Here is a 15,603-nt window from a genome sequence, read left to right as displayed (position 1 = left end):
CTTCTAATTTATTTCCTGTACATTTATTACAATATTAGCCCGTGGCATTATAAAGCCAACTTAACGGGCGTTATATTTCCAGCTATCCGGTACCTTAAAACCAATCTCTTTTTCTAATTTGTCTATGTCATTTTTGAAATGGATATAATATTTAGCATTTTCTTCAGGTTTTACTTTCTTTTTTTCAATCAAAGAACTTTTAAAACGTTTAAAAAACTCAGTTTTTTTAATTTGAAGAATCGCTCTTCCCCAGCTCCTCTTGAAAAGGTAATTCTGTATCAGAGTTAAAGTTTTCGCAATTCTGTTGCTGCCGAAGCCAATAGAAGAAGCATTAAAATTACGGTTGGCGGCGGATGGAACGAATGATGAATCCACACCGATAAATGAAAATATGTTCTGTATCAATCCTATTGGATCGGTTTTAAGATCTTCGAAAAAAACTATTTTTACGTTATCCCGATTTATTTTCGAGAATAAATACTCTATTTGCTCACCATAGAGACTTTTCTCATAAGCGGCTGAATGATTTTCAATAGCTTCAAGTAATGTGTTATCACTGGTTACCCCTCGCTCTTTATACAGGTTATGGGAACTCCGTGTACGTTCTACCGGGTTTCTTAAAATAACTATTAACTTTATGTCCGGGAATGCTTCTGCGATGCCATCTATAGCCTCTCTCGATGACAGGTAGTCCGGGGTAATTTCACCGGATATCTTGTCAGTTTCTTTGAACTGGCTGAGGTATTCCGGTAGTTCAGAAAGTGGGCGTTTATTGAAAAACTGCATTTCCTTGCGAGGCATATAAATTTCAGGATGCTCAAGAAAGCACTCAAACATCCAACTGGTACCCGAACGTTGTGCACCAATGCCAATAAAGTGAGGTGAGGTTTTATTCATTTTTTTAAACTCAAATTATGAGCCGCTAGTGTAACACTCTATTACTAAACGTAAAGAGCGTGAAATTGACATGTAAATATCTGAAATAATACTAAGAATTTCCTGGTAATACCTTAAATTGCGCATCTGTGGGAATAATTCGTTGCTACTTGAGGCCGTCTAAGGTTGAATATGACAATCGTGAGTTAGCTCACCAGTGTATTACCCAATGATACTCGTAAATACTCAATTGAATACTACTTAGCGCAATCGCTGAGTCAACATGGAGCCTTCACCGTTATGCAGGTTGAGAAATGGTAAAAATAGCGCTTTATCTTGCATTGATAGTCAGTTTTTTCATGGTATTCAATGCGCCCTGGGTGGCGGCGTTGGTTTATTCCATTGTATCCGTCATGCAACCCCAATATATATGGTTTTGGGCGTTTGAGGACTTCTCAGCATTCAGGGTCTCGGCAGGGATTACCATCATTGCCTGGGCCTGGCATGTCATTAACGGCAATATTCGCTGGGAAGTATATGGTTCAGGTCAATTTAAAGGCATGGTTGCGCTCACGACTATTTTTCATCTTTCTAACCTGTTATCCCCTTACGATAATTACTTCTCTACGGTGAGCGGTGATATGGTTGTAGATATATTTACCACTATCACGATTATGTATTTTTTCGTACTGCCTTTGATTAATAAAGAGGACACGATTAAGTTTTTCGGGTTTATGTTTATTTTCATAACCGTTTACTACGCATATTGGGCTAATGATCATTATCTGAGCGGTAACTGGTCTCAGTTCGAAAACGGACGCTTACTTGGTCCCCGGAAAAGCCCTTATAAGGATGGAAATGTTACATCAATAGTACTCACCAGCGGGTTAGCGTTTGTAATGTTTGGTATTCGCTACTTCAAGCAGAAGTGGTTAAAATACTTCCTGATTATGACGTTACCTTTTATTTGGCACGCGCTGATATTGTTCGCTTCGCGCGGGGCTTTACTGAGTGCAGCTTGCGTCACGTTATTTTTTGCATTAGTGGTCAAGTCAAAATCCCTTAACGTAGTCATGGCGGTTGGTTTTGTAGCAATGCTGATTTATCAGGGAGGAATGCTGTTACAAAGAACATCCGCAACGGTGAGTCAGGTCCAGTCGCAGAGCAGTGACGAGCCATTAAACCCACGTCTGGTTTCCTGGTCTGTCGGTTTGGGAATTGCGTTTGAATATCCTCTGTTAGGAGCTGGGCCACAGAGATTCCAATATGCGTCGCAACAGTTATACCCGGGGAAATCCCCCCATGTTGCGCATAACACATTAATTAACTTTTCTGCGAATACCGGGCTGATAGCAGGTTTTATTTATTTATCCTTCTTTTGGCTTTCTTTTAAACAATACAGGTTTGTGCGGCGATTCGCAGAAGAAAATTCGACTTTTGATTATGTTAACCTGTCTTGTATGGGAGGTTTGGTTGGTTTTTTTGTAGGGGCATTCTTCCTCGATTTAATTATTTTCGAGCCGTTTTACTTTTTACTGATTCTAATCACAGCGAACTACTACTTGGTGAAGAACGCGGTAGAGAATAATACCGGAATAGAGGGGATCAAAGCGGCGGACCTCAGTGAGGATGATGCCAGTAACACTCAGAAGGTCACGGCATGAATGAACTTAAATACAATATTGTCATGTTCGCTTACAACGAGCAGGATAACATTGAAACCTCAATAACAAGTGTTTTTAACAGCACTGATGAATATTTGCATCGTTTTTACGTTATCGCGAATGGGTGTACCGACAACACAGTTAGTGTAGCCGAGGGGGTTAAGCAAAAACTCAATTTTGACAAGTTAACAGTGCATGAGATTGAACTTGGGGATAAATGTAATGCATGGAATACCTATGTGCACGAGCTTGCAGATGAAGTTACGGTGCATTTTTTCGTAGATGCTGATGTACGTTTCTCACCAGACTGCTTTCCGAAAATGGCCGAAAAGCTTCACGCCACGCCGGATCAAACCGTTATCATAGCCGGCATGCCCCTTAGTGGCAGAAACCTGGATTTTTATCGCAGCCTGGTAATTGAGCGGTCTTGTTTCTTTGGCAATCTTTACGGCATGAAATGGTCATACATACAACGCATACGTGAGAAGTCGTTTTACCTGCCGATAGGATTGAACTGGATCGATTCATTTTTGACAAAAGCGGCGAATACAGATTTAAGTTTCGGTAAAGAAAACCTGCCCAATAGAACCACCTGGCTAGATGGGGTGGGGTATGACTTCGAAAAGTTGTCTGTATTTAAGCTCAGCGATATCCGTCTGTATATAAACCGTATAGCCCGATATGAATTAGGTAAAATTCAGGAAGTGTTTCTGGATCGATTGCCCAGCGAACAGTGGCCGAGGGATATGACCCCGATTAATGAGCAGATTGACGCTGATTTTGATGCGCTGACAAAGCATCTTGGGCCCATAAAAAAACGAATGGTGCGTAAACGCCTTACACGTTTATTGAATAAAGCGCGGAATTCAATCTAACTTTCTGATCTTTTTTTTTTTAGTTTTATTGAGTTCCTAGTTCGAGTTATTACCCTATGCTAACTGCCCGCTCCGGAATTATAGCCAGCGCATTGTCAGTCCTAACCCAGGTGACAAGGCGTATGGTTGGTGTTGTAAGCCTGATTATTCTGGCTCGGATCCTGACTCCCGAAGACTATGGTCTTGTTGCTATTGCGCTATTATTCCTTAATTTTATAGATGTTATTTCAAGTACCGGCGGGGAAAATTATCTGTTGAGTAGAGAAGAATTGACAGACGAATTAGTTTATACCAACTGGACGCTTAATTTTATCTTAAAAGGCTGTCTGGCTTTATTAATGGCTCTCTCCAGTTACCCAATTGCTCAGTATTATGAAGACCCGCGACTGATGCCTATAATTCTGGTTTTCAGTTTACAATCTTTTATTGCTCAACTGGGCAGCCCAGGACTGATTTATAAGATTAAAAAGCAAGAGTTGGGTGCTATTACCAAATGGCAAATAATATCCAGATTTGTAACGACAGGGATTACTATCGGCATTGCGGTTATCTACGAAACCTATTGGGCGCTGGTACTGGGCCAGTTTATGGTAACGGTCAGTCAGGTATTATCAGGCTATGTCATCGCGCCAAAGATGCCAAGATTCTCGTTAAAAAATATTCGTCCACAGTGGGAGTTTTCAAAATGGGTTTTACCTCAGTCGGTGCTTAATTTTTTCAGAAGTCAGCTCGATGCGATGTTTGTGACGGTCACCTTTGAAAAGGCCATCGTTGGTGGATATAACTCAATGCGTTACTACGCGAACATACCTACCACCATGTTTATCAATCCGGCCAGTGGCCCATTGCTGACTCAATTCTCCCAATTCAAGAACAATCCAGGCTATTTTGAAAAGCAGTTGCAGGTTGTATTGTTTTTCATGTCTATGATTACCGCGCCCATAATTTATTTGATGAACGCCCATGCCGCTTATGTCGTGGAATTAATTCTGGGGCAGAAATGGGTTGAATATTCAGATCTGCTGGCAATATTTGCTTTCTTTACCATCGTGATGACGCTCAACAATATCCTCAGCCAAATCGTGATGTTAAAAGATCGTACGAGGTTATTGTTTGGTTATTCCATATATTCCACAATTGCCCAGGCGATAATGTTTGCTTCGGTCGATTTCACCAGCGTTAACCAGTTGGCGGAATACAAGGTGGCGCTTGATGTCTTTTCTGTGGTGTTATTCTTCACCATCGTAATATGGGCCTTTGTTGGCAAGCATGCGTATTTTGCGCTGGTAGCTCCGTTAGTACCGTCTGTCCTGACAATATCACTAAGCGGACATCTGGCTTTTATGGTAATACCCACCGTTGATTCATTCTTGACGCTGGCCGGGCATTCATTAATCACGGCCGCCTTATTCGGTATCATGCAGCTTATGTTGATTTTAGTGCTGCAAGGCCGGGTTTATTGTTTTGCTTACACAGTTAAATTAATGATGCCTGCCTGGCAAAAATGCCGGCGTATGGTGGATAGTGCGTAAAAGATCAAGTTTGGTAATATCAGTATTCAGGCTTAAAAACTGGTCCAGAGAATAGAATGACAACGACAAACAAACTAATGAGATGGCTTGCAGCGGTTCTGGCATTGCCTGGCCTGGCATTGTTAGCCCTGAATCTCTATGGTTTTACCCAGGATTTAAGGCCTGATGGGCTGACACCGGAAGTACTAAGGTTTGGTGATCAGGATCTCAGCTTAACGCCGCCTGAGTTAGAGCAGGCAATATTTCGTTTGTCCGATGAAACGGATCGACAATATGCTAAGCGCCTGACCCTCGACTTAGCCGCAGGCATTGCCCATGTGGAGTGGGAAGCCTTCGATCCCGATTTGTTTCACCAGCGCGTGCCGGTATGGGAAAACTATATCCTCCATCTGATGGGCGTTGTGACCAGCATACCTGAGTACCAGCGCTACCATTACGCAAACCCTTATCGCAGTATAGAGCGTGGCATTGGGATTTGCGGTGATGCTTCTATGACTCTGTCAGGCCTGCTTGATGAGCAGGGCATTGCCAACAAGATTATTACTGTACCTGGCCATGTAATGGTAGAGGCCTACTTTGATGGGGAGCCATTGCTTCTGGATGCTGACTTTGGTGTGGTACTAGAGCAGGGGATAATGTTTTATGAGCAAAACCCACAAGCTCTGATTAGTGCATACCAGCAGCAATTAGGACGGGTGAATGACGGTGAGCTTATGATTGCCGGTAATCTGATTAAAGACGGGTTTAAATACTGGAACGGCACGTCGCACTTTATTACCAAAAAATATTACTTTGAGAAGGTAGCTTATGTGGTCAAGTGGGCTTTCCCTGTTATTCTGCTGCTCATTGCAATGATAATCTGGCGTAAAACCGGACGAAGGTGATCCGGTTTTAACCAACGTTTACTGCCAGTGGATCATCACCGGGTTGGTAAAGAACTGATAGTGATGCTGCTCAGGTTGAATACTGCGTCCAAACCAACGCACCGCCGTAATGTTAGCATTGGCGGGTAGGCGTACCTCAAAGCTATGTTCCCGGCGCTGTGAATCAGGGAAAAATACTTCTGTTTGCACACCACTCTCAGTCACTATCACCGCCGTAACCTCGTCCAGTGACGTTTTAAAGCCCTGCCAGTCTTCCTCATTCAGCGTCACGGTAAGTTTGGCGGTGAGCGGTAAACGTGGACTGTCGATCACGTTTCCTGCCTGAGCGAGTGTCTGTCCATTGTCATTCTGTACCTGCGCACTCAATGAGGCGACAAATTTACCATGCTGGGCCCAGTAAATACCGCTAGCGAATCCGTTTAGCAGATCGTTGGTGCGGCGACTGCTGGCGTAGACGTGCGTGGTTGAAAACTCGCATGGCCAGTAGTCCATACGGGTATTATGGAAATCGGATGGCGCGCGAGCCGCAAAGGTTTGTAAGCCGGCCTGCAGCAGGGTGTCCCAATCATTGCCTGGAATAGCCACGGCAGGATCCCAGCCATGGCGGGTTTTAAAGCGATTATTATAAGACCCGTTATCTTCACCACGCTTTTTCTGATGGCCCGGCGCACCGGAAAAGCCGATGACGTAAGGAGTCTGTGAGCGCCATTTCTGCATATCGTGGGCATTTTCGCCGGGTTCTAAATCTTTGCGGCTGGGATGGTTATACATAACAACCGGCGGCGTCTCGCTATTTTCAAACTGGTTATTCAACCATTCCAGTGCCTGGCTTTCATCAATCGTGGTGGATTTAGTTTTGCCATAATGATCATACCGGTCTCTGAACAGGCTGATAAGCCGGTCATGATTCATCGATTCAGGAAGCAGTAATGTCATATGCTCGCGACCGGCAAACGGTGGAATATTCCACTCCAGGCCGGCAATCAGGGTTAAATCACTGAACTGAGACGAAGCATTGGCGAAATCCTGCCAGTATTCTGCAGAAAAGACCCCTTTCAGGTTATGATCGCCGTGGTCGGTAATAGCAACAGCATCACAGCCAAATTTACTGGCATTTTCTGCCAACTGAGTAATGCTGAAACGACCATCAGAAAACCTGGTATGGGTATGGGTATCTACCTGATACCAGTTACCACTTTGGGTAATCTGACCGGCTTTAACTGGTCTGTCATAGGTGGCAGTCGTAATCGCTTGTTGGCGTTGTGGCGTATCATTGGAGTAAACGGGTAAAGCCTGAATACGGCTATCTATCCGCGCTTCCATTTCCTGATACCTTGGATCGGATTCACTGCCAAATACACTGGCAAAGGTTTCCTCACTGAGTCCCTCCGGGAGGTCATGGAGTAAAGGAATAAACTGACTTTCACTGTCGATACCGGCTAAAACTTCCTGCACACGGCGAGCGTTGGAGTCACTGGAGATGGCGAAATCGGCCAGTTCAACACCAGCTTTATCAGCGGTAAGATCCCGGAAACTGTAGCCTGAGCCGCCTTTAGCAGAATCCATCACTTCTTTGAGTTTACCTATGTTAATACTCATTTGCTTTTCGCTGGCCAGCCGCAATGCTACTGAGTAAAAAAAGTGTAGACGAAGGTCCATCCGACCACGCAGGACATATTTTTTCGGCTGCATTAATGAGTAATCCACTGGCATAGCAACAATTCGCGCAAAGTCCGGAGCGCCAAAAGACATTGCCAGTGCCCATAAGGCCGCGAAATTTTCGTCGGTAGGATCTTCAGATGCCGATCGGGTTTTTGCCAGCAAAAAGGTTTTACCTACCATCTCTGCTGTCGTCGTAGTGCGCTCTGAATGAGATTGAATGTAGTCCAGATAAGTTTGAATGGTCTCGGTTTCTACGCCATTGATCTGCCGTAAATCCTGAACCATCTTAAAGGTGTCGGTTAGTCGTTGCTCAACCGCTGCCTTAAGGTTACCTGGCTTTTTAAAACGTACCACGACCTGGTTATTTTCCAGCTGCGTATTGGATAAGATATTATTCAGGGTGGTCAGTGCTTCTTCACCGAAAAGCAGTCGGGCTAGGCCCTTCGCGAAGTACTCGATAAGTTTACCGGGTACCGGCATGCTACCCAGCTTACACTGCGAAAATGTCATAGTGCCATTGAAATCAGGCATCAGCCAGCAACTGAAATTTACATACACCAAACCAGGGATAGTGGTCAGGGAAGAAGCGATAAGAATGCCATAGCTGCTGCTGTTCAACCGTAACTGTACTGCCGGCACGGTATAACTGACTGCATTTGAAATAGCTTCAAGGTGGTCGGCAGTTACCGAAATACTAACGTCTTCCCGGGATGACATTAACGGCTTTAGAATCTTGGCGGCACCTGAGCGCGCCTGTGCAGCCTGGCTTGGTGTCAGGTTGCTGGTGGGGATAACCAACGGCGAAAACGAAAAAATTAACGCCAGCAGGATAAGAATTACGCTGTATTTTATGATCCGCCCTTTGCGCCAGAAGGGCTTCTTGCTTGGCTTGCTTGCCGGTGTGGGAGACTGGTTAGGCATAATACTGACCGTTTTACTGTTCGTCGTTTACGAGGCTAGCCGTTGGTAGATGCTGTTAAACGCATCACACATAGACGTTACGCTAAAGCGTTTGGCAAACCGGCTTCTGGCCGCGTTGGCAAATTTATCATAAAGCGCTTTATCGCTGGCTACTTGTTGAATCGCGAGGGCAAAGGCAGTCTGATCGTCATTGTCCACCACCAGGCCGTTTTCGTTGTGGCCTATCACTTCTTTATTACCGCCGGCGTCAGTGACAACACAGGGTTTGCTGATAGACATAGCTTCCAGCAGCGTCATCGAAGTGCCCTCGCTGAAGGAAGACAGAAGAAAAATGTCCATGAGAGAGAGATATTGCGATGGCTGTGGCTGATAGCCGGTAAGTCTGACTGCATCAGTAATACCCAACTCGGTGATTCGTTGCTCAATAGCGGAGCGCATTTCGCCATCACCCACTATTACCAGCACAGCATTTAGTCCGCTATCAAGGCAGTCCCTGAAAGCGCTTAACATCATCAGGTGATTTTTAATGGGGTCAAAACGAGCAATGGTGCCTAACACAATAGCGTCTGGCTGAATCTTTAATTGCTCGCGTAAGGCGCTCAGTGATGACTGCTCAGCGGGCAACAGCGCCTGGATGCCGTTGTAGATCACCGATATCTTTTTCGCGCTTAGATTTTCGTGGGTGACCAACGCTTGCCTGGTGGCAGCGGAAATAGCCGTCATGCTGTCTGTCATAATCTGAAGTAGAGGGTTGACTAACTTACGCTTCCAGGTGCCAAAATCGGGGTAGAAACGACCGTGTTCGGTAAATATAACCTTAGTTTTAAGGCCGGCTGCAGCAATTACCCCGTAGACCCACGGAGTATACTGATGGCAGTGTATAATATTGATTTTGTGTTGTCGGATATGGGCCCTAATGGCTTTAATCAGCGCTTTGTCAAAACCAGGCTGGCGGGTGTGAGTGGTAATTTGAATGCCGTTTTGCTTGAGCATTTCCCCCCATGGGCCTAAAGTGCTCTCGATACAGAATATCGACATTTCAACCGAGGTCGCAGCAAAACCTTCAATCAGGTTTTTAATGACCATCTCGGTACCGCCAATTCGCATATCATAAGTGATATGCATGACCCTGGTAATTCCGCTCACGCAGCCTCTGCCTCACTTCCAATATAGCGTTGATACCACATTTCAAACATCAGCATACTCCATAGCAGCGTGCCATGCTGGTAACTGCCACTTTGATGTTGCTGCCAGAACTGACGGATCACTGCCGGTTTAAAGTACCGGCACAGGCCGTTGTTGTCTTTCAGGATGTAACTTTCGGCGATGGCTTTGATTTCATTTCTGAGCCAGCTGTCGAGCGGTACGGAAAAGCCCATTTTTTTACGGTACAGAATGTCGTCTGGTAGCAGTGGTTTAAAGGCTTCCTTGAGGATGTGTTTTTTCTCGCCGTCTTTAAATTTGAAGGCTGACGGCACTGTGGCTGCAAACTCAATGACCTCGCGGTCTAAAATTGGAGCGCGAACTTCCAGTGAGTTGGCCATGCTCATGCGGTCGACTTTAACCAGAATACCGCCGGGCAAAAACGTCGTTAGGTCGGTATAGAGTATTTTGGCCAGATGATCCGGTCCGTTGGCTCTGGCATAAGCGTCCAGGGTTATTTTACTCGGGTGGTAATCGCCCAGACGGTTGGCAAAATCCGGATCTACCAGCTGTTGCCAGTGGCGTTGGTCGATTTGTGCATTGGAAAGGTAAAAGCCCATCGCCGGATCGCAGGATAAGCTGTCACACAGGGATTTAGCCTTACGCAACACGGTAATCGATGAGCCTGCGCTAAGCAGGTTCGCCAGCCCGGGCAACACATTCTTGCGTATCCAGCCCGGTACTTTATTACGCAGATTATTCTCTACTGCGTCGACACTGTATTTCTCATAGCCGGCAAATACTTCGTCGCCACCATCACCGGCAATAGCTACTGTGACTTCCTGACGGGCCAGCTTGGACACAAAATAGGTTGGCACCAACGACGGATCCGCAAAGGGTTCATCAAAAAAACTGACAATATGCTCAAGGTTGTCGCTGACATTGTCATGAACAATAAATTCGTGATGTTCGGTGTGATACTGATCGGCCACCGCCTTGGCAAATTCCGTTTCATTGAAACGCTTTTCATCAAAACCGATAGAGCAGGTTTTTACTGGCGATTCAGATTGATTTGCCATCATGGCAACGACGCCACTGGAGTCAACACCACCACTTAGAAATGCGCCGAGTGGCACGTCCGCTATCATGCGTTGTTTAGTACAGTGCGCAGTAAGCTCTCTCAACTGATTGGTGAGAGCCTCTTCTGAAGTGTTGCTGGTGCGACTAAAATCAACGTCCCAGTAGCGTTTAATAGTCAGTTCGCCCCCTTTAAACAGCATATAATGACCGGGAGGGCACTTTTGAATATCGGTGAAAATCGTTTTTGGGTCCGGGACGTACTGGTAAGCAAAAAAGTCGTACACCGCATCGTCGCGGATGGACTTGCTGATAAAAGGTAATGGCAGTAACGCTTTTATTTCGGAGGCAAAAGCGAACTTGCCGTGCTGATGAGTGTAATAAAGTGGCTTTTTACCAATCCGGTCGCGGGCAAGAAAAACGCTTTGCTCAGCAGTATCCCAGATAGCCAGCGCAAACATGCCATTGAGCTTATCGAGGCAGGCAGGGCCTTCCAGTGCATAAAGTGTCAGGATAACTTCGGTATCGGTATGGGTCGTAAACTGATGGCCTTGTGCTTCTAACGACGCGCGAATGTCGAGGAAGTTGTATATTTCACCGTTAAACACGATCACGTAACGGCGATCCGGGCTGAACATCGGTTGGTTACCCGCTGCGGACAAATCCAAAATACTCAGGCGGCGATGGCACAGACCCACTCCGGTATCCAGATAAGTACCGCCCGCGTCCGGCCCCCGGTGATAAATGGCCTGACCCATGTCTGCCAACAGAGACTCATCACCCGATTCAAACTGATAGCGGCTGAAGCCGGCAATCCCGCACATATAAATCCTGCCTTATAAACTAATATAGCGTCGTATAGCCGACCCCATTGAAACTGTTAAACCCAGCGGAAGTCTGGGCCAGATTGTTTCCGCTAACTGCCTTATTGTACCCGGAGGACCCGTTTCAACTGCTGCCGCCAGCTCAGGTGTTGCACCGTCATGCCAGTGCAATGCATAGGGCACAGCGCCCCACTGAGTTTTAAACTTATAAGTACCTTCACCGAAAGAGGAGCGGCCAAAATCAAACATCCGCTGGCCGTTATCGGTGACGTTAGCCAGTAGTGACCAATAAAGTAACATATTTGGCGCCAGCCGGTTATGCTGACTCAAAGTCGACGCCCAGGGAATGGCCGCCATTTGCCCGTTGATTAACACAATGCCGGCGCCGATGGCTAAATCTCCGGTGTAAACAACACAAACCCGGGCGGCATCATCGTAATTAGCTACTATTCGTTCAAACCATTTGCGGGAGTGAACCGGTGAGGCTAGCTGGCGCATATTCTGTTTATACACGTCGTAAAAGTCGCCTAGTAACGCTTTATGTTGAGTAAAGTTATCTGCCATTTTCATGGTCAGGCCGTTCTTTTCGGCTTTACGGATCTGACTGCGTAACTTGGACTTGAACTGGCTCAGTAATGCTTCACTGCTGTCTGGCAATGGTAAGCGCAATATCACTTTCTGGCCGGGGTTCAGGGTGCTGGTATCCGCCGGATCCTGACGTAAATCCCGGTAATCACTTTGCGCATTAAGATGTGATAACAGAGCTGTTTTTATATCCTGGCTGTCTGCCAGGGCAAAGCCGGTATCACAAAAGGGCAGGGCTACCAGATGTTCGCCTTTAAGCGGGCGTTTAAAATCGATGGCCGGCAGCACACCGATTAAGTTACCGTTGGTATCTTCAGCCAGCAGGTAGTGCATTGACTGATGGTATGCCTGTTCACAGGCCATGCCCCAGCCAAATTTATGGTATGGCGTTGCTTCAGCATGCTGTGCAACATAGTTATCCCAGGCTGCTGCATCGGTGGGTGTTGCCCGTCTGATGTTCATAAAAGAACGGCTTCCTCCGGATTTCTCACATTAAGTATTTCACAGGCTTCTGTGATTGTACAAAACTGCACAGGGCCCGACTTTTTAAGGTGTTCTACAGTGGTTTTAATCCTCTGACAAATAACCTCAAGAGAGTTTTTCTTATCAAATAATCCGGTAACACCGTCTATCAGGCTGGAGCTGTGCAAGTACATATGAATGACGTTATGTCCCCGACCTAATGCGGAGTCGACCAGCAAACAAAGGTTCTCGCTGTCATTTAACTCAGGGCTCAGATAAAGCTTTCTTAATATTCGCGTATGCCACATTAAACCAATAGTGTGGAGCATTTTAAGCGGTGCAGATTCGCCCAGACGGTGAATTTTATCCACGGTTTCGTAATTCTGACGATTAAAGCCTGCGGTGACAGGCAGCTCCATTATCTGACGCTGATTACCGGCTGTAAGCGGATCGTCAAAATCTGGCCAGTAAGGGGTCAGTGGAGACCCTTCGCAGGTGAAAAACTCATTCCGATAATAGGGATAAACGCTGCTGTCGACGCGAAATCCACGATCAGCCAGGAGCTTCAGTACTTTGCTATCAATTCCCCAACGGCCGGTTCGAAACGAGCGCGGTTGAGTGTTGAAGCGTTTAACTATTAATTCAATAAGGGCATCAAGTTTGGCTTCAATTTGCTCTGGTGGCAAATTTACAACGTGAGATTCAGCCTCACCGGTTTTACCGAAGTAGGGCGGATTACACCACGGGTGCAGGTGAGCGCCTATTTCACACTGGTTGTGCTGCCTGGCTTGTTGAATGGCGTCTACAGCCTGCTGATTATCAGCGACAGCATAGTCAACAAAATAGGTTGGTCTGATGCCGAGATTTGCGCAAAACTGCTGAAATTCAGGAATACGCTGAATATTCTCGACCTGACAGTTGTGTTGCGGAAAAGGCCCGTCCCAATGCCATTCTTCTTCGGTATCGATAGTCAGTACAAACAGTGTAGTATTGGGTGAAAGCTGGTTTACCATGCCATTTCCTTAGCTCAGTAAGTCCTCAAAAAGAACCATATACTCATTGGCCATGCGTTGCGCCGAGAAGTGCTCTTCGACATAGGCTTTTGCCTGTAAGCCGTATTTGTTAGCCTTGATAGTATCAGATAACATATCGCGCCAGTAGCCTTTAAGGGTTTCACGCTCGCCAAGGGGCGCGAGTAAACCGGTTTCCTTGTGGGTGATGAGCTGGTCAATCCCAGGAATCTGATAGGCCGCTACGGGGGTACCCATGGCACAGGCTTCCATAAGGCAGCGTGGCACCCCTTCCAGAGTGGAAGTCATGACAAACAAGTCAAAGGTTTTCAACAGCGCCAGCCGGTCGTCTCGAAAACCGAGAAAATGAATATCGCTTTTGCTTGGCAAAGTAGCAGCGATTTGCTCCAGTCGGGCACGATCGTCACCATCACCAAGGAACAGCAGTTCAATATTCATTCCTTCCTGATGCAGGTCATCAAAAATGGTCAGAATGTCATCGATATTTTTGCGGCTGATCATTTGACCAATAAAGCCTACGCGGAGTTTTTCGGTGCTGGCAGGGACCTTCTCGTCCGTGCGCACTGACTCAACTTCAGACAAATCAACGCCATTTTGGATATAGTGCGTTTTTTCTGCTTTCACTCCCAGTCGTTGCATGTCGGCAAGCAACTGGCGGGATAAAGGCACTATCGCATCACCGTATTTCATTGCCTGGCAACCCAGCCAGATAAACATGCGGAGTTTAATGTCGCTGGCATTCTCAAAGCCGTGTGGCGTAACTACGCAGGGAATTCCGGCCTTTCGGGCAGCCCAGACACCAAGAATATCCGACTTATAACCATGGGTGTGGATAATATCGATGTCTTCACGCTTAATGAGTTCGGCCAGCTTATCTACTACTGAGAAATCGAATTTATGCTTCATAGGCAGTTCGAAAGTGTCTCCGCACCGTTCTTTGAACTGGCGCACCAATTCAAGATCCTGGGAGTTATCTTCCAATGTGGTAGCGAGCAGCGAGACGGTTTTATCTTTGGGTAAATGGCTGGCCAAAGCCAGAACCCAGCGTTCAGCACCATAAAAACCAGTTGAACAGATAAATTGCAGAATTTTTATTTTTTTATTTGCCATGTGAAGAAGTTCCGATGGTTTTTATAATACCGCCGACGGTGCCAATGGCCCGGGCCGGGAAATAAACACTGTAAAATTTTAAGACCTGCCAGAAAGAGGTTGTGCCGGCGACCAGTTTGAACAAGCGCAGGCTGTAAAGGATGACCGGCAACACCGCCAGACCGAGAGCCATCAGGCTTAACCCGCTATAGCCGGCGATAGCCAGTAACAGGGCGCATAAAAGCAGTCCTGGTATTGCAACCGGTACGATAAAGCTTGGCCACTCTCTGAGCGGGATGCGGCGATCCCTGGTGGAGGCAAGATTTGACTGGCCGCGCCAGATTTCCTTACTGAACATGGCGGCGAGCTGTTTATCTTCGCCAATGTGCACATACTGCGCCTGACTCGTGTAATACAGTTCACCCAGCTGGTTAACTTTGTCGGTAAAATAGTAGTCCTCGCAGGTCACCAAATCATCCGGAAACTGGCCGGCCTGATAAAAGGTTTCTTTGCTTAGCAGCAAATTTCGACCAGGTAAAAAGCTGACCGTACAATCGAGGTCGGCATTGCTCAGCGCAACCCGGATGTGCTCCAAAGGTGTGGGCGTTGCAGATGGCAATTGCATGGCACTTACCAGCTTGGTGTCCCGGCGGCTTTGCAATAGCTGTAAACACGTGCTCAACCAGTTAGCAGACAGGGCGATGTCGGCATCGAGAAAAGCAAAGTAGTTGCCTTTAGCCTGCCTGGCACCGATATTTCGTGAGGTTGAAATAGTGTTGTCCGGCGTACTTTCAATAACTTGCAGTGTTATGTTGCCGGCAGCCTGTTTAACATCTGCAGAAACGGCAGGGTTCTGCGACACCAGTACAATTTCCAGCTTCTCGTGCGGATACTCCAGTGCGGCGATTGAACCAATGGTTTCAATCAACATGTTTTCACGCCCCTTGTGGGGGATTATAAACGACACGCTATCCATGC

At 46.5% G+C, this 15,603-nt stretch carries 12 protein-coding genes; 4 read left to right on the top strand and 8 right to left on the bottom strand.

Annotated features, from left to right (window positions below; all coding sequences use genetic code 11):
• Positions 1-60 precede the first annotated feature (60 nt).
• Positions 61-897 carry a sulfotransferase family protein gene (locus tag D9T21_RS07485; protein ID WP_123324410.1) on the bottom strand — a complete coding sequence of 279 codons (837 nt, stop codon included), beginning with the start codon at positions 895-897 and terminating at the stop codon, positions 61-63.
• A gap of 293 nt (positions 898-1,190) precedes the next feature.
• Here D9T21_RS07485 and D9T21_RS07480 point away from each other — a divergent pair, with 293 nt between their 5' ends.
• From D9T21_RS07480 to D9T21_RS07465, 4 genes are read left to right on the top strand one after another with little or no spacing between them, the layout of a single operon-like run.
• A complete protein-coding gene (locus D9T21_RS07480; RefSeq protein ID WP_123324409.1) occupies positions 1,191-2,540 on the top strand; it encodes an O-antigen ligase family protein in 1,350 nt (449 codons plus the stop codon).
• On the top strand, positions 2,537-3,415 hold the full coding sequence (locus D9T21_RS07475; RefSeq protein ID WP_123324408.1) for a glycosyltransferase family A protein: 879 nt from the start codon (positions 2,537-2,539) through the stop codon (positions 3,413-3,415). Before D9T21_RS07480 ends, D9T21_RS07475 begins: the two co-directional genes overlap by 4 nt.
• Before the next feature lie 56 nt (positions 3,416-3,471).
• Positions 3,472-4,947 (top strand): oligosaccharide flippase family protein, encoded by a 1,476-nt coding sequence (locus D9T21_RS07470; protein WP_123324407.1) that lies wholly within the window; start codon positions 3,472-3,474, stop codon positions 4,945-4,947.
• A 56-nt stretch (positions 4,948-5,003) separates the two neighbouring features.
• A complete protein-coding gene (locus D9T21_RS07465) occupies positions 5,004-5,831 on the top strand; it encodes a hypothetical protein (RefSeq protein ID WP_164464606.1) in 828 nt (275 codons plus the stop codon).
• An 18-nt stretch (positions 5,832-5,849) separates the two neighbouring features.
• Here D9T21_RS07465 and D9T21_RS07460 read toward each other — a convergent pair whose 3' ends face one another.
• From D9T21_RS07460 to D9T21_RS07430, 7 genes are read right to left on the bottom strand one after another with little or no spacing between them, the layout of a single operon-like run.
• Complete coding sequence (locus tag D9T21_RS07460; RefSeq protein WP_123324405.1) at positions 5,850-8,414, bottom strand: PHP domain-containing protein; 2,565 nt, start codon at positions 8,412-8,414, stop codon at positions 5,850-5,852.
• Positions 8,415-8,441: 27 nt separating this feature from the next.
• Positions 8,442-9,539, bottom strand: a complete 1,098-nt coding sequence (locus D9T21_RS07455; RefSeq protein ID WP_123324404.1) for a glycosyltransferase family 4 protein — start codon at positions 9,537-9,539, stop codon at positions 8,442-8,444.
• A 17-nt stretch (positions 9,540-9,556) separates the two neighbouring features.
• A complete protein-coding gene (asnB, locus tag D9T21_RS07450) occupies positions 9,557-11,458 on the bottom strand; it encodes an asparagine synthase (glutamine-hydrolyzing) (RefSeq protein WP_123324403.1) in 1,902 nt (633 codons plus the stop codon).
• A gap of 12 nt (positions 11,459-11,470) precedes the next feature.
• Positions 11,471-12,505 carry a GNAT family N-acetyltransferase gene (locus tag D9T21_RS07445; RefSeq protein ID WP_123324402.1) on the bottom strand — a complete coding sequence of 345 codons (1,035 nt, stop codon included), beginning with the start codon at positions 12,503-12,505 and terminating at the stop codon, positions 11,471-11,473.
• Positions 12,502-13,518, bottom strand: a complete 1,017-nt coding sequence (locus tag D9T21_RS07440) for a polysaccharide deacetylase family protein (RefSeq protein WP_123324401.1) — start codon at positions 13,516-13,518, stop codon at positions 12,502-12,504. Before D9T21_RS07440 ends, D9T21_RS07445 begins: the two co-directional genes overlap by 4 nt.
• Positions 13,519-13,527: 9 nt before the next feature.
• A complete protein-coding gene (locus D9T21_RS07435) occupies positions 13,528-14,646 on the bottom strand; it encodes a glycosyltransferase (RefSeq protein ID WP_123324400.1) in 1,119 nt (372 codons plus the stop codon).
• A complete protein-coding gene (locus D9T21_RS07430) occupies positions 14,636-15,601 on the bottom strand; it encodes a glycosyltransferase family 2 protein (protein WP_123324399.1) in 966 nt (321 codons plus the stop codon). The genes D9T21_RS07435 and D9T21_RS07430 overlap by 11 nt, the downstream gene beginning before the upstream one ends.
• Positions 15,602-15,603 lie beyond the last annotated feature (2 nt).

It is taken from the genome of Marisediminitalea oceani, assembly GCF_003731635.1.
Lineage (GTDB): Bacteria > Pseudomonadota > Gammaproteobacteria > Enterobacterales > Alteromonadaceae > Alteromonas > Alteromonas oceani.
Note: the sequence above shows the minus strand (reverse complement) of the source record. Positions and strands in the feature narration are given on the sequence as shown.

Bases quoted from the DNA above. Each gene is read 5' to 3' on its own strand.
- D9T21_RS07485 (WP_123324410.1), bottom strand. From the start codon at position 897: ATGAATAAAACCTCACCTCACTTTATTGGCATTGGTGCACAACGTTCG.
- D9T21_RS07480 (WP_123324409.1), top strand. From the start codon at position 1,191: ATGGTAAAAATAGCGCTTTATCTTGCATTGATAGTCAGTTTTTTCATG.
- D9T21_RS07475 (WP_123324408.1), top strand. From the start codon at position 2,537: ATGAATGAACTTAAATACAATATTGTCATGTTCGCTTACAACGAGCAG.
- D9T21_RS07470 (WP_123324407.1), top strand. From the start codon at position 3,472: ATGCTAACTGCCCGCTCCGGAATTATAGCCAGCGCATTGTCAGTCCTA.
- D9T21_RS07465 (WP_164464606.1), top strand. From the start codon at position 5,004: ATGACAACGACAAACAAACTAATGAGATGGCTTGCAGCGGTTCTGGCA.
- D9T21_RS07460 (WP_123324405.1), bottom strand. From the start codon at position 8,414: ATGCCTAACCAGTCTCCCACACCGGCAAGCAAGCCAAGCAAGAAGCCC.
- D9T21_RS07455 (WP_123324404.1), bottom strand. From the start codon at position 9,539: ATGCATATCACTTATGATATGCGAATTGGCGGTACCGAGATGGTCATT.
- asnB (WP_123324403.1), bottom strand. From the start codon at position 11,458: ATGTGCGGGATTGCCGGCTTCAGCCGCTATCAGTTTGAATCGGGTGAT.
- D9T21_RS07445 (WP_123324402.1), bottom strand. From the start codon at position 12,505: ATGAACATCAGACGGGCAACACCCACCGATGCAGCAGCCTGGGATAAC.
- D9T21_RS07440 (WP_123324401.1), bottom strand. From the start codon at position 13,518: ATGGTAAACCAGCTTTCACCCAATACTACACTGTTTGTACTGACTATC.
- D9T21_RS07435 (WP_123324400.1), bottom strand. From the start codon at position 14,646: ATGGCAAATAAAAAAATAAAAATTCTGCAATTTATCTGTTCAACTGGT.
- D9T21_RS07430 (WP_123324399.1), bottom strand. From the start codon at position 15,601: ATGGATAGCGTGTCGTTTATAATCCCCCACAAGGGGCGTGAAAACATG.